The 24,488-nt window shown below is 44.6% G+C and carries 23 protein-coding genes and 1 tRNA gene; 23 read left to right on the top strand and 1 reads right to left on the bottom strand.

What is annotated here, in order from left to right:
• Positions 1–4: 4 nt before the first annotated feature.
• The 4 genes from MHI15_RS13825 (at position 5) to MHI15_RS13810 (ending at position 1,661) form a co-directional block, all read left to right on the top strand.
• Positions 5–250: a DUF3343 domain-containing protein gene (locus tag MHI15_RS13825; RefSeq protein WP_076124321.1), complete on the top strand. Its 246-nt coding sequence runs from the start codon at positions 5–7 to the stop codon at positions 248–250.
• A 21-nt stretch (positions 251–271) separates the two neighbouring features.
• A complete protein-coding gene (locus MHI15_RS13820; RefSeq protein WP_076282220.1) occupies positions 272–1,315 on the top strand; it encodes a mechanosensitive ion channel family protein in 1,044 nt (347 codons plus the stop codon).
• The gene (locus MHI15_RS13815) at positions 1,315–1,527 is read left to right on the top strand and encodes a DUF951 domain-containing protein (protein ID WP_036677772.1); all 213 of its coding nucleotides are present in this window, start codon (positions 1,315–1,317) and stop codon (positions 1,525–1,527) included. Before MHI15_RS13820 ends, MHI15_RS13815 begins: the two co-directional genes overlap by 1 nt.
• Positions 1,528–1,570: 43 nt before the next feature.
• A tRNA-Ser gene (locus MHI15_RS13810) sits at positions 1,571–1,661 on the top strand.
• Positions 1,662–2,028: 367 nt separating this feature from the next.
• Here the strand turns inward: MHI15_RS13810 and MHI15_RS13805 are convergent.
• The gene (locus tag MHI15_RS13805) at positions 2,029–2,226 is read right to left on the bottom strand and encodes a YjzC family protein (protein ID WP_036677774.1); all 198 of its coding nucleotides are present in this window, start codon (positions 2,224–2,226) and stop codon (positions 2,029–2,031) included.
• 217 nt (positions 2,227–2,443) lie between these two features.
• Between MHI15_RS13805 and rpsF the strand changes: the two genes are divergently transcribed.
• The 19 genes from rpsF (at position 2,444) to MHI15_RS13710 (ending at position 24,457) form a co-directional block, all read left to right on the top strand.
• A complete protein-coding gene (rpsF, locus tag MHI15_RS13800) occupies positions 2,444–2,728 on the top strand; it encodes a 30S ribosomal protein S6 (protein WP_036677776.1) in 285 nt (94 codons plus the stop codon).
• Positions 2,729–2,776: 48 nt separating this feature from the next.
• Positions 2,777–3,283 carry a single-stranded DNA-binding protein gene (gene ssb, locus MHI15_RS13795; RefSeq protein WP_036677780.1) on the top strand — a complete coding sequence of 169 codons (507 nt, stop codon included), beginning with the start codon at positions 2,777–2,779 and terminating at the stop codon, positions 3,281–3,283.
• 21 nt (positions 3,284–3,304) lie between these two features.
• Positions 3,305–3,577 (top strand): 30S ribosomal protein S18, encoded by a 273-nt coding sequence (gene rpsR / locus MHI15_RS13790; RefSeq protein ID WP_036651767.1) that lies wholly within the window; start codon positions 3,305–3,307, stop codon positions 3,575–3,577.
• 509 nt (positions 3,578–4,086) lie between these two features.
• Positions 4,087–6,036 carry an endonuclease MutS2 gene (locus tag MHI15_RS13785; RefSeq protein WP_341164495.1) on the top strand — a complete coding sequence of 650 codons (1,950 nt, stop codon included), beginning with the start codon at positions 4,087–4,089 and terminating at the stop codon, positions 6,034–6,036.
• Between the two features lie 193 nt (positions 6,037–6,229).
• The gene (opp4A, locus tag MHI15_RS13780) at positions 6,230–7,948 is read left to right on the top strand and encodes an oligopeptide ABC transporter substrate-binding protein (protein WP_076278205.1); all 1,719 of its coding nucleotides are present in this window, start codon (positions 6,230–6,232) and stop codon (positions 7,946–7,948) included.
• Positions 7,949–8,032: 84 nt separating this feature from the next.
• Positions 8,033–8,977, top strand: coding sequence for a D-alanyl-D-alanine carboxypeptidase family protein (locus MHI15_RS13775; RefSeq protein WP_036677789.1), 945 nt, complete (start codon positions 8,033–8,035; stop codon positions 8,975–8,977).
• A gap of 322 nt (positions 8,978–9,299) precedes the next feature.
• A complete protein-coding gene (locus tag MHI15_RS13770) occupies positions 9,300–10,325 on the top strand; it encodes an LCP family protein (RefSeq protein WP_076099795.1) in 1,026 nt (341 codons plus the stop codon).
• A gap of 194 nt (positions 10,326–10,519) precedes the next feature.
• The gene (locus MHI15_RS13765; protein WP_036677795.1) at positions 10,520–10,945 is read left to right on the top strand and encodes a CBS domain-containing protein; all 426 of its coding nucleotides are present in this window, start codon (positions 10,520–10,522) and stop codon (positions 10,943–10,945) included.
• 223 nt (positions 10,946–11,168) lie between these two features.
• Positions 11,169–11,471, top strand: coding sequence for a MazG-like family protein (locus MHI15_RS13760; RefSeq protein ID WP_170914153.1), 303 nt, complete (start codon positions 11,169–11,171; stop codon positions 11,469–11,471).
• 6 nt (positions 11,472–11,477) lie between these two features.
• Entirely contained in the window at positions 11,478–12,395 is a 918-nt protein-coding gene (locus tag MHI15_RS13755) for a DUF2232 domain-containing protein (RefSeq protein ID WP_076124314.1), read from the top strand.
• Positions 12,396–12,406: 11 nt separating this feature from the next.
• Positions 12,407–14,413, top strand: coding sequence for a DHH family phosphoesterase (locus tag MHI15_RS13750; protein ID WP_076124313.1), 2,007 nt, complete (start codon positions 12,407–12,409; stop codon positions 14,411–14,413).
• A complete protein-coding gene (gene rplI, locus MHI15_RS13745) occupies positions 14,410–14,856 on the top strand; it encodes a 50S ribosomal protein L9 (protein WP_036677804.1) in 447 nt (148 codons plus the stop codon). Before MHI15_RS13750 ends, rplI begins: the two co-directional genes overlap by 4 nt.
• A gap of 1 nt (position 14,857) precedes the next feature.
• Positions 14,858–16,219 carry a replicative DNA helicase gene (gene dnaB / locus MHI15_RS13740; RefSeq protein WP_036677807.1) on the top strand — a complete coding sequence of 454 codons (1,362 nt, stop codon included), beginning with the start codon at positions 14,858–14,860 and terminating at the stop codon, positions 16,217–16,219.
• A 211-nt stretch (positions 16,220–16,430) separates the two neighbouring features.
• On the top strand, positions 16,431–17,717 hold the full coding sequence (locus MHI15_RS13735; RefSeq protein ID WP_076105178.1) for an adenylosuccinate synthase: 1,287 nt from the start codon (positions 16,431–16,433) through the stop codon (positions 17,715–17,717).
• A gap of 190 nt (positions 17,718–17,907) precedes the next feature.
• Complete coding sequence (locus MHI15_RS13730; RefSeq protein ID WP_339189048.1) at positions 17,908–18,552, top strand: hypothetical protein; 645 nt, start codon at positions 17,908–17,910, stop codon at positions 18,550–18,552.
• Positions 18,553–18,868: 316 nt separating this feature from the next.
• A complete protein-coding gene (locus tag MHI15_RS13725; RefSeq protein WP_076303499.1) occupies positions 18,869–20,416 on the top strand; it encodes a M23 family metallopeptidase in 1,548 nt (515 codons plus the stop codon).
• Positions 20,417–20,607: 191 nt separating this feature from the next.
• Positions 20,608–21,339: a response regulator YycF gene (gene yycF / locus MHI15_RS13720; RefSeq protein ID WP_076124308.1), complete on the top strand. Its 732-nt coding sequence runs from the start codon at positions 20,608–20,610 to the stop codon at positions 21,337–21,339.
• Positions 21,339–23,168 carry a cell wall metabolism sensor histidine kinase WalK gene (gene walK / locus MHI15_RS13715; RefSeq protein WP_036677817.1) on the top strand — a complete coding sequence of 610 codons (1,830 nt, stop codon included), beginning with the start codon at positions 21,339–21,341 and terminating at the stop codon, positions 23,166–23,168. The genes yycF and walK overlap by 1 nt, the downstream gene beginning before the upstream one ends.
• Positions 23,165–24,457, top strand: a complete 1,293-nt coding sequence (locus MHI15_RS13710) for a YycH family regulatory protein (RefSeq protein WP_076124306.1) — start codon at positions 23,165–23,167, stop codon at positions 24,455–24,457. The genes walK and MHI15_RS13710 overlap by 4 nt, the downstream gene beginning before the upstream one ends.
• Positions 24,458–24,488: the final 31 nt, after the last annotated feature.

The raw sequence follows: 24,488 nt of genomic DNA, 5'->3' as shown, positions 1-24,488 counted from the left end.
GTATATGCAGGATGAGATGTTAATAGCGTTTGACTCCACCCAGCAGGCGCTTCGTGCTGAAATGCTGCTTGAGTATGCTGAAATAGAAATTGATATATTTCCAACTCCGAAGGAGATCACCGCAGGCTGTGCAATTTCAATTCAGTTTTTTCAAAATGCGCTGGAAGAGGTAAAAAGAATTATAGTTGAGCAAGAAATAGAAATACGCGGCATCTACGGAAAACACAACGAGAACTACATACTGATTTAGGGGTAGGGAGGAGTACATGCGATGAATATGTGGATACTGGAGGCTGATACACCCGGTGCGGATACATTAAAAGATGCCATTCGCTTTAAAGATAAGGTGTGGAATTGGTTTACCGATGCTGATATGTGGGCGGATGTATTATTTGCGGGTCTACGGATTCTTGTTATTTTTCTCTTAACCCGGGTTATTATTAAAATTGTTTCTAATATTATTGATCGTTCGCTTGAGCGTAAAACCGGTGGCAGACTTCTGTCCAACACACGAAGGTTTACTACGGTTGGGGAATTGATGAAAAATGTAGTGACAGTTATCTGTAATTTTGTGATGATCATGCTCGTGCTTTCTGAGTTCCACTTCGATTTGGCACCATTGTTGGCTGGAGCGGGTGTGCTTGGTCTAGCAGTGGGTTTTGGGGCACAAAGTTTGGTGAAGGATGTTATTACAGGTTTCTTTATTATTTTAGAGGATCAATTTGCAGTGGGTGATGTAATTCAAACGGGGACCTATAAAGGAACGGTAGAATTAATCGGACTGCGAACAACCAGACTGTTAAGCACAACGGGAGAAGTATTTATTATCCCGAATGGATTAATCACGAACGTAACCAATTATTCTCTCTCGAATGCATTGGCTGTAGTTGATGTTCCTGTAAAAATGGAGCGGAGCTTGGAGGCCACGCTAGGTTTGATTGGAGAAGCGCTAAAAGGAATAGAAGAGCGTAACTCTAATGTTCTTGCTTATCCTAATGTGCTCGGTATACAGTCCATGAGTACTTCGGAATATGTAATTCGTATAGCGGCTAGCTGTTTACCTAATGCAAAAGAGGTTGCGGAGAGACAGATTCAGAATGATATTAAGCAGGCACTAGAGAAACTAAGCAGTCTAGAGCAGGCCCAAGCTGCTCAAGCCGAAGAGGAAGCGCGTTTGAAGGCAGAAGAAGAAGAAGCAAAGGCTGAAATTGAACTGGAAAAAACAGAAAATGAGCAGGAAGTATCGGATACGCCTGACACTGGATCAAGACGCCAAATCGCAGCTACACAAGAGGGGAAAAAGGGGGAAGGGTAGTGGAACGTAAAGTTTTTCAGCTTGGAGATATTGTACAGATGAAGAAACAGCACCCTTGCGGTTCTAATGAGATGGAGATCATTCGTATGGGGATGGATATCCGCATTAAGTGTACAGGATGTCAGCATAGTGTTCTGATTCCCCGGGCGAAATTCGAGAAGAATATGAAGAAGGTACTGCGTTCTGCAGAGGGAAATACAGACAATAATTAAGCTTGCAAATGGCATGTCTGCATGATACAATTATTTTTGCTGCGGAGAGGTACCCAAGAGGCCCAAGGGGGCTGACTCGAAATCAGTTAGGCGTGTCACAGCGTGCGTGGGTTCGAATCCCACCCTCTCCGCCACTTCAGCATAATATAACATTTTAATGAATCCTTCGTTCCTGTAACGGAGGTTTTTTTGTGTCCACTGAGCTGTTTGCAAAAGATCATAACATGCAAAAAGAAGGGCCCTTTCGGGTCCTTCTTCAAGAGGCAGTACATCAATGATGTTGGAATTTCTCTGTATATAGCGACTAAAGTGATTTAGGCGTTGCTGAGGTTACTGCTTTTTAGACAATAACCCACTACTATTCCCAGCTAACAATAGATGCTGAATCAGATATCCTGTGATTGTGTTCGTCTACGACGGCCAACGGAACCACACCTCTCTTTTGTACTGCCTGAGTATAGTATGTGTAATGTCGTTTTTTTTATACACATTTATTTTTATTTAATGTACACGTGCTTTTTCAACCTTTTTCCACTTCCGATTTTTGTTACTGGTCTCGGGGAAGGTGTCTCCTTTTTCCATTTTAATATGCTGTGGATTCTGAATTTCGGTATGGAAGCTTCGCGCTTCACCTACCTCTGTATACATGCCTGGATTGGGGGCCTTGTCGCCTTTTTCATATTCTGTCTTTTCGCCCATCATTATCGCTCCTTCCTTAAGTGCAGATGAATTCACCGATTATTGTGCGCAGGTAGGGTTTTTTTCATGTAAAAAGAGGGTGGAAGGTTGTCCGGTATTAATATTGCTTGCACTCTGCTGCTCGTTTTGGTATATTAATCAGGTGCGAGTCTATGTTTGTGCTCGTTCCTTGCTCCTGACGTGATTAGGGGCCTCAGACCATAAGGAGGTGAAAATTATGCGCAAATATGAAGTGATGTACATTATTCGTCCTGACATTGAACAAGAAGCTGTTCAAGCAGCAGTCGATAAATTCCAAGGCATCATCTCCAATGGCGGGGAAATTACAAAGCACGAAGTGCAAGGTAAACGCCGTCTTGCGTATGAGATCAAGAAATTCCGTGATGGCGTTTATGTTTTGGTTAACTTCAATGCAGAACCTGCAGTAGTTACTGAATTAGAACGTCTTATGAAGATTTCTGACGAAGTTATTCGTTATCTCATTACGAACGACGTTGCTTAAGATCTTGACAAGCTTTGTAATGAATCGCTCTAAAGGAGGGGACCAGAATTGTTGAACCGTATCATTTTGATCGGACGGTTGACCCGTGACCCGGAACTTCGTTATACTCCCGCTGGTGTTGCCGTAACTCAATTTACGCTTGCCGTAGATCGTAACTTTACGGGCCAGAACGGTGAACGTGAGGCAGACTTCATCCCGGTTGTTACCTGGAGACAGCTAGCAGAAACCTGTGCCAATTATTTGCGCAAAGGTCGTCTGACAGCAGTGGAAGGACGCATCCAAGTGCGGAACTATGAGAATAACGAAGGTAAACGTGTATACGTAACTGAAGTTATTGCTGATAATGTTCGTTTCCTGGAATCTTCACAAAGCCGTGAAGGTGGAAATACTTCAAGTGGTGCAAGTAGTATGCCTGAAGAGCCAGCATATGGTGGCGGTGGTAACGCTGGACGCGGAAATAACAACAATAATTTCTCGCGTAACAACAATACTCAAGATCCTTTTTCGGGCGATGGTAAACCGATTGATATATCGGATGATGATTTGCCATTTTAATTAGGAAGGACTGAAAAGAATATGGCTTTTAAACCAAGAGAAGGCGCTGACAACGACAAAAGACCAGCACGTCGTGGTGGACGCAACAAGCGTAAAAAAGTTTGCTTTTTCACTGTGAACAAGATTACTCACATTGATTATAAAGATACTGAACTTCTTAAGAAGTTCATCAGCGAACGTGGAAAGATTTTGCCACGTCGTGTAACAGGTACAAGTGCAAAATACCAACGCGCTCTTACCATTGCTGTAAAACGCTCGCGTCAAATCGCGTTGCTTCCTTACACAACGGAATAGGACGTTTTATAGAAGCAGTCGGGAAACCGGCTGCTTTTTTGTTGTGAAAAACCAGCGTGTGGATTACGTTGACGTTCCATCTGGAATGTGTTAAATTACAGCTATCCTATAACAAAAGGGGAAATATTGATGTTGGTGACCGTTCTTAACTAGCAATTTCATAACACTGGATTAGGAAGGCTTTAGCAGGCTCGTCTTTTGGCGTTTACGTGCTCTATTTGAGTTCGTTTCGCGCAGAGGTCTGTTGTTCCTAACGGTGGATGATTTAGTTAAGAACACACGAAGCGTCATATGGCCTCTTTACGGCTATTGTTCTCTTTGTAATTAACCGTGCTCTTAGAGCACGGTTTTTTTGTTTTTCGGCCACCCTGGCTTTTATGGGGACCTTAAAACGCCAGAGAACAATAGCATAAAAAGAAGGGCAAGGACTGCCATAGTGGCATTCTTTGTCCTTTTTGCGTTAGGGAGATTTAGTTCCAAAAAAAGTTAATCAATAAGGAGGATTTGCTGTGAATTTACAAAGTCTAAACACGTTGGAATACGAAATTATTAAAACCGAGCTTAGCCGTCATGCGGTATCTTATGTAGGAAAGAAAACTGTAGAAGAGCTTATGCCTATGACCTATTTACCTTCGATTCAAAGAGCGATGGAGGAAACGTCTGAAGCTAAAGAACTGCTCGAGCGGGGGTCCAGTGTACCGATTCCTTCATTGGAGGGGATTGAGTGGATCATGTCACTAATGGGGACTGGATATTTGTACAGTGAGCAAGACTTCACTGCAGTGGCTACATTTCTAAAGAGCTGTAGTCAATTGCGCAAATATATGGCTTCTAAAGAGCAAAGTGCTCCCCGGATTGCTGCTTATGCTTCCTCGCTGCTGGAATTAAATCATGTGCGGGAAGCAATTGATCGTTGTATCCGCTTTGGGGCGATTGATGATGGAGCTAGTAAGGGGTTAGAGCGGGTTCGTAAACGGATTGGCGTAGCTAAAGAACGTCTTCATAAAAAAATTGACGGGATCATGTCGCGCCATCAATCGATTTTGCAAGAGAATATTTATAGTCAGCGTGGTGGACGTTACGTTATCCCCGTAAAGCGGGAGTATCATAAGCAAATAAAGGGATCGGTACTTGATCAATCCACAAGTGGACAGACGGTGTTCATCGAACCAGATGAGATCGCCTCCATGCAGATTGAACTGGATCTGTTATTAGGAGAAGAGGCGCGTGAAGAAGCTGTGATCCTCAGTATGCTGACCAGCATGGTAGAACAGGAACAAACTGCACTGCGCCTAAATATCGAGGTTACAGGTACCTATGATTTTATTTTTGCCAAAGCAAAATATGCACGAACGCTGGGAGCATCTGAGGTTACTCTAAATGATAGGGGTTTTCTAAGGATGAACGGAGGCAGACATCCCATGCTGCAGGGCATGATTCCAATTAGCCTGGAGATAGGGAAGGGATATAAGTCCCTAATCATTACAGGTCCAAATACAGGCGGGAAAACGGTGGTGCTCAAGACCCTCGGGCTGCTTACCCTCATGGCTCAATCCGGGTTGTTGATTCCGGTCGAGGAGGGCAGTGAGTTTACGGTTTTTACGGATGTGATCAGTGTAATCGGAGACGGACAAAGTTTGGCCCAATCACTGAGTACATTTTCGGCACAAATGAAGAGTATTGAGGGAATGCTGAGAGATGCCTCTAAAGGGGTGCTGCTGCTCATTGACGAGCTGGCGGCAGGTACAGACCCTGGTGAAGGAATCGCCCTCTCAATCGCCATTCTGGAAGAGCTGAGCCGTAAAGGGGCCAATATTATCGTCACAACCCATTTTAATGAGCTAAAAGCCTTTGCCGCTGCGACAGCCGGTTTTCAAAATGCACGAATGGAATTCGACAAAGAAACGCTGCAGCCGTTGTATCATCTGACTATCGGAGAAGCGGGGGAGAGTTACGCTCTGCAAATTGCCAAAAAGCTGGGTATCCAGGATAACGTTATCAAGCGATCGTGGGAGATCGTTGAGGCGCAGCAGCAAAGGCTGCAGAAAGGTGATGGGTCGGCATGGGCAAGTCTTTTTAGCAAAGAGGGAGAGAAAGGCAAGACTGCACCTGTTATAGAGGATTTTGAAAAAAAAGAAAAGTCTGCGGAATCACTGAGCGATAAGGAGAAGCAGACCCAATATGAAATTGGTGATGCCGTTCTTGTAACTTCACTAGGGCGGATAGGCATTGTTTATGAGAAAAGAGATCACTTAGGAATGGTCGGAGTGATGATCCAGAAGCAAAAAATGCGGATTAATCATAAACGTTTAAAGCCATATCTATCCAAAGATGAGCTGTATCCTGAGGAATATGACTTTGATATAATTTTTGAGAGCAAGGATACCCGTAAAAAGCGGAAATTGATGCAGCGTAAGCATGTCGAAGGCCTGAGAATTACGCATAAGGATGAAGAATAATGTAATAAAAGGATCTGCCTATGAGGTAGGTCCCTCTTTTTTTATAAATACTATGAAATATGCGTAAATTCAAGCAGGAGTATAGGCCTAAAGCTTAGAAGTTATTGTAACCATTCTAAAACTTTGTTACAGTAAATATTTATTCCATAGCTTATATGTAGATATACGTTCAACTAGAGAAGGGAAGGAACACATGAAGAATAAGAAGATATGCGGGTTCTTGTTAACAATGCTCGTGATGACTACTGTATTGTCAGCATGCAGCAGAGCAGGTACCAGCAGTAATTCATTATCTTTACATCACAATGAGGTGGTCGAAAAGCCACAGACTGGCGGAGTAGTTACTTATGGATACTCATCGCCGTTTATGGGCTTCTTTGAGCCTGCTTTTTATGAAGGTGAAGATGACTTTCATGTGCTGGAGTTTATTACTGAGGCCATGTTTACGATAGATGATGATTTATCAACGGTTCCTAATATCGCCACTTGGCAGGAGTCCGAGGATCATAGAATATTTACCTTTAAAATTAAACCGGGAATCCGTTGGCATAATGGAGATGAACTGACCGTAGAGGACTGGAAATTTGCGATGGAGACTATTGCTAGTCCAGAATACACCGGATCGCGTTATTATAGTGTGGAAATGATTCAAGGTGCAGAAGCCTATCATAAGGGTGAGGCGAAGAATATAACAGGCCTTAAGGTTATAGATCCTTATACTTTGAAAATAACAATGACAGCTGCCCGCGTTAATACGATTGATAATCTATGGCCGTATCCGATGAATAAAAAATATTATACTGGAGTCGCTGTTAAGGATATGCCTGAGAGTGATCAGATGCGAAAAAATCCGATTGGGATTGGCCCCTTTGAGGTGAGCCTTATTGAACCTGGCCAGCGGGTCGAGATGAAGCGCTTTGATCAATACTATAAAGGTAAGGCTTTATTGGATGGTGTGTTGTATAAGGTATTTGATGACAAGGAAATCATCAGCCTGTTTGAACAAGGCGTAATTGATATAGAGAATGCCCCACGAGATACTTATGAAAAGCTGAGCGAACTCGATAATATTAATATTTTACAATCAAATGAGCTTGCTTATGAGTATATAGGGTTTAAATTTGGGTATTGGGATAGTGAAGCTGAAAAAATCGTAATGGATAACCCTAAATTTGCGGATAAAAGATTACGTCAGGCGATGTATTATGCACTTGATCGGGAGGGGATCATTCAATCATTTTCTCATGGGTTAGGCAAGCCTATAGAAACTCCGGTTTCCAGTGCAAGCTGGGCGAAGATCCCTGACAGTCAGATTAATACGTATCCCTATGATCCGGAAAAAGCGAAGCAGCTGCTTGATGAGGCTGGTTTTGTAGATGTTGATGGAGATGGGCTGCGTGAGGATCAAAAAGGAGAAAAGTTAGTTATTCATTATGATTCTATGCTAGGCAGTCATTCAGCGGAGTTACGAACTGCTGCTATTCTGGAGGATTGGCGAAATGTGGGACTCGATGTGCAGCTTAATGGTGGGGCGTTAAAAGAGCTCAACACCTTCTATGAAGCAGTAGAGGCTGATGATCCGTCCATTGAGTTGTTTAACGGGGTATGGGGATTAGCTAATGATCCTGATCCTTCAGGTCTCTGGAGGGAGAATGATTTGTGGAACTACCCACGTTGGTCCTCGGAGCGGAATGAAGAATTGATTCGCGATGGCACAAGTATGAAGGCATATGATAGAGATTATCGACAACAAATCTATTATGAATGGCAGAAGCTAGTGAATGAAGAGGTTCCAATGATCTTTTTTGCGGAAAGAGAAAGCATTACTGCTGTTAATAAACGTCTACAAGGTGTGCGTGTTGATTCTTTGGGCTCCATAATTGAGCCTAATAAATGGTGGATAAAGGACTAAATTAAAAAAAATAAAAAAAATTACGCAAAAAGTGAAATCAAATTGCTGTTTCATTCGTCATATATATTATGGAGGATGACAACGATGAAGAGACGGATATTGATATGGGCTGGTGCAGCTTTGATAGTCGTTGTCTTAATTACGGTGTGGAGGCCTATCGAGCTGGGCTTTAAACCGGATATTGACGCGGGTTCAGCAGTGCTGCTAGATATGGATAGTGGAGACATATGGGTCAATATAAACGGCGATGTGCCTATGCCACCGGCCAGTGTGTCTAAATTAATGACTGAAATGATTGTGCTGGATCACATAACCTCTGGAACCCTTAGGTGGGAGGATAGAGTCCCTATTAGTGCTTACGCCAGTCAAATGGGAGGTATGAGTCTCTCATTAAAACGAGGAGATTTCTATACAGTAAGGGAGCTATTCGAAGGCATTACCATCTATTCTGCTAATGATGCTGCAGTTGCATTGGCAGAATATATGGCAGGATCAGAGGATTCTTTTGTACTTATGATGAATGATAGAGCACGTAGTTTAGGTTTATCTCCTAATACGGTATTTACCAACGCCTCTGGATTGTCGAGCAAGGATCTTGGTATCATTCGTCAGCCTACGCATATCGGTGGCCAGACGATGATGACAGCGAGGGATACAGCCAAATTGGCAGCTGCGCTAATCCATAATCATCCTGATGTACTGAATATTTCCGGTCGTACTCAGATGCAATTAAAGGATAAAGGGTTATATGTTAGTAATAGCAACCTTATGCTTCCAGGTATGGGCGGCGCTTACGCATACGATGGGGCAGATGGGTTGAAGACTGGATATGATAGCCAGACGGGATATTGTATTGCGGGATCAGCCCAGCGAGAGGGGCACCGGCTTATTGCGGTCGTTATGGGGGCAGAGACCTATGGCAGCCGATTTGAGGGTGCTGCTAAATTGTTCGATTATGGGTTTTTCCGCGGTTTACATTATGGAGAACGGGTAAAACATATTATACATGCCCTTGGAATTCGAAGTTAAATTTGGAGCATCATACCAGTAATTATTACTTGGTATGGTGCTTTTTCCCTATTCATGTCGGTATTTGTTGTTTCTTTTTATCCATTTAGTGATTACAATAGAAATATTGTTTTATCCCATATTATTTTAGAAACGCAAAAAAACTTTTTTCTATAATTTAGAATGACCCGAATTTCCTGAAAGGGGGGACAATAAGATAATGGAATAAGGGACAGTAAATTCGCCGCCGTGAGAAATAAAACCATGACTGCCTGAGAACGATCAGGAGGCATTGTAAATATATGGTATTTGTAATTATTCTACAATAAAGAAGGAATCAAAGATGAAAAAAATAAAGAAAAGATACATTGCGCTAATTGTTCTCGTCGTTGTTATAGCGGGAGGCTTTCTGTTTCGGAATTCTTTGGCCGTATTAGCCTTTGACCTCTTTTTGTCCGATCGGGTAGAAAGCAAGCTGAAAGAAGAATCTTACCAGCCACTTAAGGATGAGAATAAGGTTAAGCCAGAGCCGGTTGTATACAAAAGCGATCCATTCTCGCTGATGCTGCTCGGGACTGATCAACGCGACAATGAAACCGCACGTTCAGACACTATGATGTATGCTGTTGTTCGCCCTGAGGATTACAAAATTCTGCTTATTTCTATTCCACGTGATACGTATACCGAGATTATTGGGCATAACGATAATAAAAAAGATAAGATTACCCATGCTTATGCTTTTGGTGGGCAGCAAATGGCTAAGGATACTCTGGAAGCACTGCTGGAGCATGATATTCAGTATTATGCCACCATTAACTTTCAAGGGCTCAAGGATGCCGTTGATGCTATTGGAGGCGTTCCGCTGCCAATCAAGAAGGACATTGTAAACAAGGGTAAGGACCATGAAAAGTTTACGATCGAGGGTGGAAAGTCGAATTATAACGGTCAAGAAGCACTCAACTATACACGCTACCGTGAAGATAGTGACTTTAACCGGACCAAACGCCAACAGGTTTTTATTGATGTCGTAGCTAATAAAATGTTATCGATCAGCCAAATCGGCAATATTCCTAAGCTGCTGGATATTATGGGCGATAATTTCAAGACCGATATTGAGCCTTCAATGATTATTAGTCTGGCCAAGAAATTTATGGGCGGCAAAGATATGGATATCTCAAGCTTTACGGTAATGGGCGAAGGAAAACGTATTGACGGACTTTATTATGATATCGTTGATGAAGAGGACTTGCGCGAAGCTAAGGCGCTGATTGATAATTGGATGAATGCAGGAACACCTGTAGATCAACTGATTGAGCCGGGAAAAGCAAGTAATGCACTCGAGCCCAAAGCAACAGCAGTTACGCAGTAATTCTAATTGGAAAGCTAAACTCATATAAATAAATTGCAGCAGCCATAAACATTCTCATGGCTGCTGCTTACTGTCTTCATGTTATAATGAGTTGGAACTATTATTTAGCTGCTACGTATAATCACATTGGCATGGCAGTAAAAGGAAGTTAAAGAACCGTAATTCCTTCGGAACTCTTTGAGGAGGATCAAGAGATGAATATTGCATTTTTTTTACTTCCGAAACAGGAGGTGGCCTGCGTAACGCTCGATTCTACGCTGCGCCAAACGCTTGAGAGGATGGAGTTTCACCGCTATACAGCAGTCCCGATTCTTAACCGTAATGGAGAGTATGCCGGCACGGTAACGGAAGGTGATCTGCTCTGGTACATGAAAGAGTCGGAGGGTAAGGTTTCGTTTGAGAACGCTTCAAAATTTTTGCTGAAGGACGTTCCATTACGTATGAATAACAAGCCGGTCTCAATTGATGCGGATATGGAAGATCTGATTAATTTGGCTAAGGTGCAGAACTTTGTACCTGTGGTCGATGATATGAACCGGTTTATTGGAATTGTTCGCCGGAGTCAAGTCATAGAATATTGCGAGAAATTTGTAACAAGACAATCACAGGAATCATTATAGTCCCAGTGTATTCGCGGTTATAGAAGCTATCGGAACAAGGCCTGTATTTCCGGCGATAACGGAATGCGGGTCTTTTTTAAAGAAAGCTCCTCTCCCAAAAGAGGCATAGTCAGCATGGATTGAAGCATACTTAAGGGGCGCGGGGCGTCCAGTGTGACACCGAATTTTTTATGCTATAATGGAGAATAAAGCTTTTTGCCGGAGGTAGAGAGACGTGTCCAATGTGCCGAAGGATCTGGATGTAGCCAAGCGCGCCAAGGTAATTGAATGGCTGAAAACCGAAGTGATTGATCAAGTTTCAAGGTTATTTAAAGCGTTATGGGAAGGCAGTACTACCCGTGTCGGTGACAGTCTGGCTAGCTTGATTATGAGCTCTTATATTTTGGGCCGCAGACTAGGGATTCCTTATCGTTCTTTAGATGACTTGCTACTGGAGAAGCTTAGAAAGCACAAGCAGGAAGGGCATCAACTGGAAGATTGGTACCAAGATATATCTGCTTTAGAAGAACATATGCGTAAGAGGTGAATACTGTTGAAATTTCGCTGGTCATCTGTGGCTTGGAGCGTAGCATACTTACTTTTGCTGCTTAGTTTAACGACTCCACTCCTCATCATCACTACCCTTTTTATGATTGTTCCGGCAGTAGTGTTGTTTACTACCCTGAACACGAGACAATTTGTGCTGCATGTATTGCCGGTGTTGCTGATTGTAGGCTTGATTACACCAATTTATCTGTTGATAGCTGCGTATTTCTTAATACCGGCTCTGGTTATGGGGCGCTGGTATAAAAGACATGCCCCGGCCATGTCTACTGTGATCGCAGGTACGGTTACGATTCTTGCACAGTTCCTGCTGCTTTTGCTGCTGGGTACGGCATTATTTAATTTTGATCTGTCTACCTATGTGAACGATGTATTGCAAATGGTTAATTCACCTCTGTCTGAGCTCGGAACTACTAATCCTCTGCTCACTGATATTGGATTTTCAACTGAGGATGTAAACAAGATAAGTCATATGACGGTCCAAATGATCCCTATGACTCTAATCGTAAGCTCCTTCATGATTGCTGTGATTACGCATTCTATTGCCCGCCCGATTCTGAACAGTATGAATTATGCAGTGCCTAAGATGAAGCCTGCACGTGAATGGAGACTTTCGAGATCGTTTATTTGGTACTATCTGATTGGTGTTGTTCTACAGCTCTTCTTCTCAGGGTCGGAGAACAATTTCATCCTCATGATTTCTGCCAATCTTCTGCCACTGCTGCGAATTGGCTTTATGATTCAGGCCATCGGATTTTTCTTCTTCCTGGCGCATGAACGCAAATGGAACAAGATGTCTGCCGTTTTGTTAGCGATACCGGTTATTTTACTGCCGCCGCTGCGCATTATTGGTATTATTGATCTTGCGTTCCCACTGCGGGAGTATGTGACCAAATCGAAACGATAGGGTGAGAGTTCATGCCTAAATTTCTGCAAAGACGCTGGCACGGCTATCATACCGTATGGGCGTTCATGCTGCTGTTGGTCCTTATTATAATTGTCAGTGTTTATAACTGGGCGCTTGGGGTCGCCGGCCTGTTTCTCTCAGGTACTTTATGCTTCTATATGTTGAAAGCGGAGATCTCGTTCCGCCGTAATCTGGTGGAATATATTAATGGACTATCTTTCCGCATTAAGCGGGTAGAGGGCGAAGCAGTCAGCATGCTGCCGCTTGGAATCATTCTGTTTAGCGAGGATCGAACGGTGGAATGGAATAACCGCTATGCCGGCGATATTTTCGCACGTAAGTCTTTAGTCGGGGAATCACTGCAAGAATTATTGCCTGATATGCAGTCTTTTTTCACAGGTGCTGCAGCGGGTAAGCGGGAGGTCGCCAAAGAAGGTGTGCTCCATGACACCCGTCTTGAGATCACCGTGGATGAACGATTTTATCAAGCTGTCATTATTCCGAGTGAGCGTATTCTTTACTTGTATGATATCACTGAGCTTGTGGTGTTACGTGAGCGGTATGAGGATGAGAAGCTGGCGATCGGCATAGTGATGATGGATAACCTGGATGAATCTGCTCAAGGGATGGATGATCAACAGCGAACCTCGCTGATTGCTAAGGTGACGAGTGAAATCACTGAATGGAGTAAGCAGTTTGAGGTTTATCTGCGGCGGTTGTCCTCGGAACGTTATCTAATGCTGCTTAATCATCGTAGCCTGCAAGCGTTGGAAGAGAGCCGCTTCGTGATTCTAGATGAAGTCAGAGAAATGACTGCTGATCTTAAGGTACCCATGACACTGAGTATTGGTCTGGCCTTTGGCGCAGACTCTGCAAGTGAATTAGGGGCATTGGCCCAATCCAGTCTAGATATGGCGCTTGGCCGAGGTGGTGATCAGGCGGCTGTAAAAGCAGGCCAACGGTTATCCTTCTACGGTGGCAAGAGTAATGCTGCTGAGAAGCGTACCCGAGTGCGGGCGCGGGTCATTGCGCATGCTTTGCGGGATCTGATGCAGGAGAGCGATCGTGTGCTGATCCTCGGTCATCGGACACCGGATATCGACGCTGTGGGTGCTGCAATCGGCCTGTTAAGGGCTGCGCAGATGTATAATGTAGAGGCTAGCATTGTGATGGAGACTCCTAATCCATCGATAACTAACATGATGGAGCAGATTCGTAAGGACGATGAATTGTATAAGTCATTCATCACAACGGAGCAATCCCTACAGATCATGACAGAGCATACCCTGCTAATTGTTGTGGATACACATAAGGCGTCTATGACGATGGAGCCGCGGCTAGTGCAATATGCCAGCAGAATTGTAGTGGTGGATCATCACCGCAGAGGTGAAGAGTTCATTAACGATGCTGTATTGGTGTATTTGGAGCCATACGCTTCATCGACTTGTGAGCTGGTGACAGAGCTGCTTCAGTATATTCATGAGAAGGTAAAGATCAGTCCGCTGGATGCTACAATGTTGTTAGCGGGGATCACGGTGGATACGAAGCATTTTGCGCTTCATACGGGGTCGCGTACCTTTGAGGCCGCAGGCTTCCTGCGCCGGAATGGTGCCGATACCGTACTTATTCAGCGCATGCTCAAGGAGGATTTACAGGAGTATATTTCCAAAGCCGAAATTATCAAACATGCGCGGATGGTGTATGACCAAATCGCGCTTGTAGTTACGGCACCAGGCATGAAAATTCCGCAGCTTCTTATTGCTCAGACTGCGGACACGCTGCTTGGGATGACCAACGTAGTCGCTTCATTCGTCATCAGCGAGCGGCCTGACGGCCTGATTGGCATTAGTGCCCGATCACTAGGACGTATGAATGTACAGGTCGTGATGGAGAAATTAGGCGGCGGAGGGCATCTGTCCAATGCCGCGGTACAGCTTGAAGGAACATGTAAAGAAGCAGAAGCCAGATTACTGCAGGTGCTGGCTGAAATCGAATCGAAAGAGGGGTTATTCGAATGAAGGTCATATTCATAAAAGATGTTAAGGGTCAAGGTAAAAAAGGTCAGGTTAAAGAGGTATCCGAAGGTTATGCTTCTAACTTCTTATTGCCACGTGGATTGGTTCGTCCGGCAACGGAAGGTAACGTGAAGACGCTGGAGAATCAAGCGGCTGCTGAACAACGCCGTAAAGATAACGAAAAAGAAGAAGCACAGCAATTGGGTAAGAAGCTTGACGAGCTAACACTGACAATGAAAGCAAAATCAGGTGAAGGCGGACGTTTATTCGGTGCTATTACAAGCAAACAGATTGCTGAGACACTGGCTTCCACCAAAGGAATTACTATTGATAAGCGCAAGATTGAATTAGGTGAGCCAATTCGCCATATAGGAGTATTTCAAGTAAGCGTAAAATTGCATACTGAAGTAAAGGCCACACTTAAGGTTGAGGTAACGGAGGAGTAACATGGGTGGAGATCTCTTTTTCGATCGGGTTCCCCCGCAGAATCTTGAAGCCGAGCAGGCGGTAATTGGTGCGGTTCTGTTGCAGGATGAAGCGCTCATTACTGCAATGGAACGGGTGAATACCGAAGACTTCTACGATAAAGCGCATCAAATGATTTTTGAGGCGATGGTGCAGCTCGGAGAAGAGAGCCAGCCGATTGATCTTGTTACACTTACGTCCAGACTGCAGGACAAAGGAGAGCTTGAAGATATTGGTGGGGTTAGCTACTTAGCTAAGCTGGCGCATGCCGTGCCTACTGCTGCTAACGTAGAATACTACGCCCAGATTATCGAAGAGAAAGCCATGCTGCGCCGTTTGATTCGCACAGCCACGCAAATTGTGAGCGAAGGTTATACTGGCGGTGAAGATGTAGCCGATATGCTGAGTGATGCAGAGCGGCGCATTCTTGAAATCTCCAACCGGCGGAGCGGCAGTGGATTTATTGCGATCCGCGATGTCTTGATGGAAGTGTTCGACAAGGTTGAGTTGCTTCATCAAAATAAGGGGGGTACCTCAGGTATCCCAACCGGATTTGTGGATTTAGATCATATGACTAACGGATTCCAACGTAACGATCTGATCATTGTTGCGGCTCGTCCATCTGTTGGTAAGACTGCATTCGCCCTGAATATTGCACAGAACGTGGCAGTACGCGCTAAAGAAACTGTTGCGATATTCAGTCTGGAAATGTCAGCGCCACAGCTGGTACAGCGGATGATTTGTGCTGAAGCCAACTTAGATGCCAATATTATGCGTACCGGTGACTTCAAGAGTGATGATGATTGGTCCAAGCTGACGATGGGTATTCAGTCTCTATCTGAAGCGGAGATTTATATCGACGATACACCAGGTATCACGGTAACCGATATTCGTGCAAAGTGCCGGAGACTGAAGAAGGAAAAAGGACTTGGCATGATCGTCATCGACTACTTGCAGCTCATTCAGGGCCGCGGTAAAGGCGGAGAGAACCGTCAGCAGGAAGTATCGGATATATCTCGTACACTGAAGCAGATTGCCCGTGAGCTGGATGTGCCGGTTATTGCCCTGTCGCAGTTAAGCCGGGGTGTAGAGCAGCGCCAGGATAAACGTCCAATGATGAGTGACTTGCGTGAATCGGGTTCTATCGAGCAGGATGCCGATATTGTTGCGTTTCTGTATCGTGATGATTATTACAATGCGGATACGGAGAAGAAGAATATTATTGAGATCATTATAGCTAAACAGCGTAATGGTCCCGTAGGCACGGTAGAACTGGTCTTTCTTAAAAATTTCAACAAGTTCGTTAACTACGAGCGAGCACATGCGGAACCATTTGCTGGTTAAACCTGACATGTATAATTCCCGAACGATTGCACATTTCTTTGTGTAATCGTTCGTTTTATTTGACTTTGAAAAAAACCGCTGTTACACTGAGAATTGTCCTTTAGCGGGTTAAATCTGCTTGGCGTCCGGAGGGCCACGTACATAAGAATGACGTATAGGGTCCATATTATGAAAAATAATGGTGCTAAGTAGCACCTACGGAGGAATGAACATGTCAACGGTAGTCGTCGTGGGAACACAATGGGGAGACGAAGGTAAAGGGAAAATCACTGACTTTCTAGCGGAAAGTGCAGATGTGGTCGCCCGTTATCAAGGGGGCAATAATGCCGGTCACACGATTCTGATTGACGGTGAGAAGTTTAAGCTCAGCTTGATCCCTTCGGGTGTATTTTATAAAGAGAAAACTTGTGTAATTGGTAACGGAATGGTTATTAATCCGGCTGCCTTGATCCAAGAAATTAATTATATTCATGAGAACGGTTTTGATACTAAGAACTTAGTGATCAGTGATCGTGCTCATGTCATTATGCCATACCATATGGTCCTGGATGCTCTCGAAGAAGACCGTAAGGGTCCGAACAAGATTGGTACTACACGTAAAGGTATCGGTCCTTGTTATATGGATAAGGCAGCACGCAACGGTATCCGTATTGCTGACTTGATGGACGCTGAGGAATTCGAACTGAGACTCCGCCCCTTGATGCAAGAGAAGAACCAAGTGATTACGCAGGTCTATGGTGCCGAAGCTCTTAACGTAGAAGAGATTCTGACTCAATACCTGGAATATGCAGAAGTGCTGCGTAATTATGTAACAGACACCTCTGTTATTCTTAATGATGCCATTGATGCGGATCGCAAAGTGTTGTTTGAAGGTGCGCAAGGAGTAATGCTTGATATCGATCAAGGCACGTATCCGTTTGTTACTTCATCCAACCCATCTGCCGGTGGGGTGTGCATAGGTTCTGGTGTGGGACCGTCCAAAATCAAACAGGTTATTGGGGTTGCAAAAGCCTATACCACTCGTGTTGGAGATGGCCCGTTCCCTACAGAGCTGAATGATGCAACAGGTGATTATATCCGTGAAACAGGTCATGAATATGGCACAGTTACCGGACGTGCACGCCGTGTAGGCTGGTTCGACAGTGTAGTTGTGAGTCACGCTCGTCGTGTAAGTGGAATCACAGGGCTATCTCTTAACTCGCTGGATGTACTTAGCGGACTTGAGACTGTGAAGATCTGCACAGGCTACAAATACCGTGGTGAGGTAATTACTCATTACCCTGCTAGCCTCAAAATGCTGGCAGAATGTGAAGCGGTATATGAGGAACTTCCAGGCTGGAGCGAAGATATTACTTCTGCAAAAACGTTGGATGATCTTCCAGCAAATACACGCAGATATGTTGAACGTGTATCTGAGCTTACAGGTATTCCGATTGCTATCTTCTCAGTGGGTCGTAACCGTGAGCAGACGAATCAAGTATTGCCAATTTATATCTAAAACCTAGTTATACTAAGGAGCCTCGTTAGAGGCTCTTTTTTTTGTTCTGAGGACTATCTCTCTCTCTTTTGGGGCCTAGATTTATACCTAGACGTTTCCCAAGGCCGGTTCTAGTCAATACTGGATGTATAGAAGAACATGTACATGATCTACCAGATAGACTTGAACATAGGTGAGAGGAGAAATGAAGATGAAGATCGTGAAGCGAGCACTTAGCGTATGTCTGATTGTGGTACTTGCCAGCACTCTTTCAATTCTAACAACGGGCGTGGTTGTAAATGCTTATATTCAGTCGGTACTGGCTAGCTTCGATATTAAAGTGAATACTCCCGGTCCGGGATTTGGAGGAATGATTCGGAGCATCATTGGCATGGATAACAAATCTGACTCGGATACAGCCAATAAAGAAGTAACCACAGGGAGTACAGTTAGCAAGGAGACCGACAAAAGCACGGATTCGCCAGCTAAAGGCAAGGGCGAGCCCGTAGATGATAATACTCCGACTGATGCCTTACCAGTTATGGGGCAAGTTACAACCGAAAGTTCAACTGATAACGGAAGTGGAAGTGTTGGTGACCAACAATTAGTAATGACACCTGAGGCACTCAGTGACTTCAAAGATAATCTTCCATCGGAAGAGAAGGTAAATATATTCAATATTTTGATGTCCAAACTACCCCAGGATGAGATGGCAAAAATTTCAACAGCGATGGAGGATGGATTAACAGAAGATGAGGTTAAAGAGCTGCAACAGGTAATTGCAAAATATGTTGATGCAGACGAATATGAGAGCATAATGAAAATGCTTACACCAACTACAGAATCTACGCAATAGCTTTTATAATTGTCACTTTATAGACACAAGAAAAAGGTTAAAATTTCATATTTGCGCAAAAAACCCGCGTATTTGGCGGGTTTTTTGTCATGTCTAAAGTTGAAATTTTTCTCTAAGCTATGGTACAGTAAACAAGGACCTCAAGAGGTTAAATTTTTGTAACCTCCTTAACAACCTTTTTATAGGTTCATTAGAAGCAGGAATTAAGCACTAGTATACGCAGAAATTTACATGGACGTAATCTATATAATCGAGGTCGTACAATTAGCTTGGCCGCTTTTGTCGGAAGTAAAAGCGGACTGAAAGGGAGAGTTTCATGAAGGGATTTAAGTTCATGCGTCGGATGAGCAAGCTGCAGGATGGACATCCAGCAGAATCCGAGGCGAATGTTCAACAGAGCCACAATTTCGATCACGACTCCAAACACTTTCAACAAGAGAAAGGTACTCGCAGATTTCGGCGTGCTTGGATTTTGGGATCTGTCGGCCTTGTGCTTCTAGCTACGGTTTTGGTTGGAGCAGAGAAAAAGTATGTAGCCGCTAACACGGTTACCTATTATCAAGTGTTGGTGAAGGGCGAAGAAGTCGGAAGACTTACCGATCAGACGCAGCTTAACCAGCTATACGATAAGAAACAACGAGAATATCAGGAGAAATATCCGAATTCAACCATGGTGCTGCAAACAGAGGGCATAACAATAGAAGAGCAGAAGGCATACAAGCCAGAAGTTGATAGTGAGGCGACACTTACTAAACTAGATGGAATGCTGAAAGCTTATGCGGTAGGCGTGCAATTGATGGTAGATGGCAAGGCCGTTGGCATAGTTAAGGATCAGGAAACTGCTAATGCTGTGCTCGAAGGGGTAAAAAATCATTATGTCCCACAAGCAGAAGTAGCAACGACGGCTAGTAAGCTAACGAGAACAGCTGCTTCCAGCTCATCTGCTGCAAAATCGAAGGCTCCAGAGCAAGTAGAGTCGGTAGAGATTAGTGAAGATATTTCTATCGTTCCTATCAAAGCAGATCCTAATAAAGTGTTGGATGTGGAGGCAGCGGTCCAGACACTTACTGAAGGTAAAGAGGCGCCTCTTCTTTATACCGTTCAAGAGGGTGATACGATTTCGGGGATTGCCAAACGGTTTGAAATCACCCAAAAAGAGATTTATAGTAACAACCCTAACGTGAAAGAGCTGACGTTGAAGATTGGAGATACACTGAAGCTGAAGGTACCCCAACCAGATGTTACAGTAGTAACTGTGGAAAAAGTGACTGAGCAGATAGTGACTGAGCCGGAAGTGGTTGTGCGTTCGAGCGATCAGCTAGCGGCAGGCAAAAGCAAAGTGGTTCGTCCAGGACAAACTGGACTTAAAGAAATGGAGTATCGGGTAACAAAGGAAAATGGCATGGTTGTTCAAGAAGAATGGTTAGGCCAGACCGTTATAAAAACCTCGCTGCCAGAAGTTGTTTATCGGGGAACGAAGGTTGTTGGTGAAGGAACAGGCATGTTCAGTTGGCCGGTAAGCGGGGCAACCCTGACAAGTAGCTTCGGTGAGCGTTGGAGCCGTGCCCATAAGGGTATTGATATGGTATCTAGCAATCGAAATATAAAAGCTTCTGATGCCGGGACCGTAATCTTTGCAGGGGTGCAGAATGGATACGGGAATGTAGTTATTGTGGATCATCGCAACGGATACCAGACCTATTATGGTCATTTAAAAAGCATCTCGGTTTCTACAGGCCAACGCTTGGAGCAGGGTGGCAAGATTGGCGTAATGGGCAGCACCGGACGTTCGACGGGTACACATCTGCATTTTGAGATTCGGAAGAATGGCACTGCTGTAAATCCAATGAAGTACTTGCAATAATTCATACTTAATCCTTTAACTGCTCGATTTTAATCGGGCGGTTTTTATTTTTTTTAATCTACGAGTGACGGCAAAGCCGTTTCTTTTTGCTGGGCAGGGGGATTGCTTATTTCGTAGGATGTGACGGTTAGACAGGTATGTTAAAATAAAGGAATGATCATTAAGTAAGGATAGGAAGGTGAAGCTGGGACATGCAGATGGGAACGATTCTGGTAGTAGATGATGAACAGCCTATTGCTGATATATTGAAATTTAATTTAGAAAAAGAAGGCTACGAGGTTATTTGTGCTTTTGATGGTAACAGCGCAGTGGAGCTGGCATTGTCCAAAAGGCCCGATCTTATGCTGCTTGATCTTATGCTGCCCGGCAAAGATGGCATGGACGTCTGCCGCGAGGTGCGTTCTGCGCACTTGGACATTCCTATCATTATGCTTACAGCCAAGGACGGAGAGATTGATAAGGTACTTGGCCTGGAGCTTGGTGCTGATGACTATGTGACCAAACCTTTTAGTACACGTGAATTGCTGGCCCGAGTTAAAGCCCAGATGCGGAGACAGCATAAACCGTCACCACAGGGGATGGCGAGTGAACCAGCAGAGAATAAGCAGGGCATTTATCATTTTGATCTGTTTATAGATACAGATATGTATATGGTCTATAAGGGCGGGGAGCCACTTGACTTGACCCATCGTGAATATGAGCTGCTCTACTATATGATCAAACATGCCGGTAAGGTGATGACTCGGGAGCATTTGCTGCAGGCAGTGTGGGGATTTGAGTATTTCGGTGATGTGCGGACCGTTGACGTGACGATCCGTCGTCTAAGAGAGAAAATTGAGGAGAACCCCAGCAAGCCCGAATATATTTATACTCGGCGTGGACTTGGCTATTTGATGCATAGCCCTAAAAATGGAGGACTGTGATGAAGTGGCGGTCCTTTATCCGGACAATTCAGGCAAAACTTATTATTATTTACGTATTGCTGATTCTGATAGCTATGCAGTTGATCGGGGTTTATTTTGTGAGCTCGATGAAGAACTCGTTAACAGATAATTTCACCAAGGACCTTAAAGCACGTGCTGAGATGTTGTCCATCCTGACTGCTGATAAATTTGGTAGTGAGGCTGGAACGGCTGATGAGGAAACGGCTGTGGAAAGTCTGCGCGGGATGGTCAATAATCTGTACATTAACGGGGCTGAAATTCAGGTACTGGATGCCAGCGGCAAAATCATCACCACTTCTGTTCCCTCGCAGAATGACTATGTCGGGCAGCGTAACACCCAGACAGTTGTGAATCGGGCCTTGCAGGGCATCAGTGATAACGAGGAATATATTATTGCGGATGATAATGTGCGGAAAAAGGTTGTGGCTAAGCCTGTGCTCTCGGGGGACAAGGTAGTGGGCGCAATCTATATTGCTGCTGACATGAAGGATCTGTACGCCACGATGGGCCGGATCAATAGTGTATTTATCTCAGGTTTGCTGTTAGCTCTAGCGTTAACGGTTGTTTTATGCGTCATTCTGGCGCACACTATCACGCAGCCTATTAAGGAAATGACGAGGCATGCTACGGCGGTCGCTGAAGGCCGATTCAATCGTAAAATGCCCGTATTGGGCAATGATGAAATTGGACAACTCAGTCAGGCGTTCAATTATATGACCGGTAGATTGCGGGAAGCACTCTCGCAGAATGAAGAGGAGAAGGAGAAGCTTACCTCTATTCTGACGAACATGAGTGATGGTGTTGTGGCTACAGATGAGAACGGAGTAGTGATTCTGATGAATCGGCGGGCAGCGTTGATGCTCGGAAATGAAGGTCCGTTGCCGGAAGGCGCTCCTCTAGATAAACTGTTGGGCTTAGATTACGAACAAAGCGGATCCCTGGCTAAAGGCAATGCCCAATCTGCAATGCTTCATCTGACCCATATGGGTGGAGAAGATTCTAATATCGTAAGAGTGACGTTTACTCCCATTCATCGTCGTGAGGGGGGCATTGCCGGCACAATTGCTGTGTTGCAGGATGTCACCGAACAGGAGAATCTGGAGGAATCACGCCGGGAGTTCGTGGCGAACGTTTCGCATGAGCTAAGAACACCACTTACCACTATTAAAAGCTATGTTGAAGCACTGGATGATGGAGCACTTGAAGATCCGCAGCTGGCGGTTCGGTTTGTTGGGGTGATTCGCAACGAAACGGAACGGATGATTCGTTTGGTTACGGATTTGCTGCATCTTTCCCGTCTGGATTCCAAGGAAGCTCTTCTTCGAATTCAGCAGACGGATATTACCGAGATGCTGGAGGATGTGGCGGATCGTTTTTCTTTTCAAATTCGGCAAAAGCGTATCGATATCAGTACAAGGGTCCGCAAAGATGTTACTACGGCGTGGCTTGATCGTGATCAAATCGACCAGGTCTTGGGGAATTTGGTCTCCAATGCGCTGAAATATACGCCAGAAGGCGGTACAATTGAATTGGAAGCGTTGAAGAATGAGGATGGAATGCTCTCCATTTCTGTACGTGATTCGGGGATAGGGATTCCGAAAAAAGATATCGAGCGGATCTTCGAACGATTTTATCGCGTGGATAAGGCACGTTCGCGGAACATGGGAGGCACTGGACTTGGCCTTTCCATTGCCCGGGAAATTGTGAAGGCACATGGAGGCTCCATTTCCCTGCAATCCGAGCTAAATGAAGGTTCAAAGGTAACCTTTACCCTGCCTTTGAACGAGCAAAGGGGGAGTGAGGCGTGAAGGAACGAATCAAATCATGCATTCTAGCCTTGCTCGTGCTCGGAAGCCTGGTTGAAAGCTATTATTTGATCTACCGCTTGCCTGGTGCTGATTCTGCGGTGCTTTCTGAGAACCTGTATGTGAAGACAGATAATATGGGTCCGGAAGAGAAGGTAGAGAACCTGTTATACCCTGACAAAATGATCATCCATATGGGGGAAGGCAAGCATACGCTTTTTTATCCGGACTCTACGTTCTATAGCTTGATCATGAATCGCTTAAAAGGTCGTGGCTTCGAAAGCTTCCAACGGCACTCGGTACAGGATTATGATTGGGATAAGATCCGCAATGAGAATCCTGGGATTGAGCTTTCGTTCGGAGCGGGCATTCCGGTAACGTTATTGCAGCGGGTGATGCAGTTATCGCCAGATTCCCTTTTTGAAGGAGAAAGCATCGATCGCATTTGGATCTATAACATTAAGAACGATTCCAAGGCCCATGCTATTTTCTTCAGTACGAGAGGCGACATCATATACGAAGCGGCAAAAGCGGATTTAACGGTTCAGGATGTGCAGCAGCATGTCGATTTCGGTAAGAATTGGACGCCTTACAAGACCGTAAGCGGGGATTATTATGTGCCAGACAGTAAGATTTCTCTGGTTCAGGTAGACATGCCTTCCGGGATGTACACCATAGAGCAAATGCAGAGTAATCTTTTCTTCGATGTTGGAAGCACTAGATATATCCGGGAGAAAAACGGCTCGGAGATTTATACGGACAGCAAACGGAGCCTTCAGGTGGACCAGGGTAAGAACTGGATGAGCTATAGCGACCCTGCGGCGCTTCCAGCTGGAGAAAGTACCCCTGCCAAGGATGCTTTGGAAGCTGTAGAATTTGTGAACCAGCATGGCGGATGGAATGGGACTTACCGTTTGGAGGCTACAGAGGAAGGCAGACAGGAGAGAAAGGTCTCTTTTCAACAATATTATGGCTCCTATCCGTACGGCTCCTATCCGATAATGAGCCATTCATCATTACAGTATGGTGTAATAAATCTGGAACTGCAGCAGGGAACAGTATCCTCTTATGAACGTTCTCTAATCTATATAGATGAAAGTAAGGCCGTAAAAAAGGTAGTGGAGCTATCTGGAGGTGCGGATCTGGAGTATAGGTTGTCTCTGGTCAGTAAAACTTCGGCAGTGAAGGATTTAACGCCTGCCTATGTGCCTGAGGTGAAGGAAGATCATCTGGAGCTGATACCTGTCTGGAAAGTTACACTTAGTGATGGCAGCGTGCTTACTTTGAATTAATGGGCAAGTGGTTCATATAACATTTAGGAGG

Origin of the sequence: Paenibacillus sp. FSL H7-0918 (assembly GCF_038007025.1) — a bacterium.
GTDB classification, from domain to species: Bacteria; Bacillota; Bacilli; order Paenibacillales; family Paenibacillaceae; genus Paenibacillus_AQ; species Paenibacillus_AQ odorifer.
This window is presented reverse-complemented; position numbering and strand designations above follow the sequence as displayed.

What these genes read in the sequence shown, in the direction of transcription:
- MHI15_RS13825 (WP_076124321.1), top strand. Translation starts at nt 5, where the DNA reads ATGCAGGATGAGATGTTAATAGCGTTTGACTCCACCCAGCAGGCGCTT.
- MHI15_RS13820 (WP_076282220.1), top strand. Translation starts at nt 272, where the DNA reads ATGAATATGTGGATACTGGAGGCTGATACACCCGGTGCGGATACATTA.
- MHI15_RS13805 (WP_036677774.1), bottom strand. Translation starts at nt 2,226, where the DNA reads ATGGGCGAAAAGACAGAATATGAAAAAGGCGACAAGGCCCCCAATCCA.
- rpsF (WP_036677776.1), top strand. Translation starts at nt 2,444, where the DNA reads ATGCGCAAATATGAAGTGATGTACATTATTCGTCCTGACATTGAACAA.
- rpsR (WP_036651767.1), top strand. Translation starts at nt 3,305, where the DNA reads ATGGCTTTTAAACCAAGAGAAGGCGCTGACAACGACAAAAGACCAGCA.
- opp4A (WP_076278205.1), top strand. Translation starts at nt 6,230, where the DNA reads ATGAAGAATAAGAAGATATGCGGGTTCTTGTTAACAATGCTCGTGATG.
- MHI15_RS13775 (WP_036677789.1), top strand. Translation starts at nt 8,033, where the DNA reads ATGAAGAGACGGATATTGATATGGGCTGGTGCAGCTTTGATAGTCGTT.
- MHI15_RS13770 (WP_076099795.1), top strand. Translation starts at nt 9,300, where the DNA reads ATGAAAAAAATAAAGAAAAGATACATTGCGCTAATTGTTCTCGTCGTT.
- MHI15_RS13765 (WP_036677795.1), top strand. Translation starts at nt 10,520, where the DNA reads ATGAATATTGCATTTTTTTTACTTCCGAAACAGGAGGTGGCCTGCGTA.
- MHI15_RS13750 (WP_076124313.1), top strand. Translation starts at nt 12,407, where the DNA reads ATGCCTAAATTTCTGCAAAGACGCTGGCACGGCTATCATACCGTATGG.
- rplI (WP_036677804.1), top strand. Translation starts at nt 14,410, where the DNA reads ATGAAGGTCATATTCATAAAAGATGTTAAGGGTCAAGGTAAAAAAGGT.
- dnaB (WP_036677807.1), top strand. Translation starts at nt 14,858, where the DNA reads ATGGGTGGAGATCTCTTTTTCGATCGGGTTCCCCCGCAGAATCTTGAA.
- MHI15_RS13735 (WP_076105178.1), top strand. Translation starts at nt 16,431, where the DNA reads ATGTCAACGGTAGTCGTCGTGGGAACACAATGGGGAGACGAAGGTAAA.
- MHI15_RS13730 (WP_339189048.1), top strand. Translation starts at nt 17,908, where the DNA reads ATGAAGATCGTGAAGCGAGCACTTAGCGTATGTCTGATTGTGGTACTT.
- MHI15_RS13725 (WP_076303499.1), top strand. Translation starts at nt 18,869, where the DNA reads ATGAAGGGATTTAAGTTCATGCGTCGGATGAGCAAGCTGCAGGATGGA.
- yycF (WP_076124308.1), top strand. Translation starts at nt 20,608, where the DNA reads ATGCAGATGGGAACGATTCTGGTAGTAGATGATGAACAGCCTATTGCT.
- walK (WP_036677817.1), top strand. Translation starts at nt 21,339, where the DNA reads ATGAAGTGGCGGTCCTTTATCCGGACAATTCAGGCAAAACTTATTATT.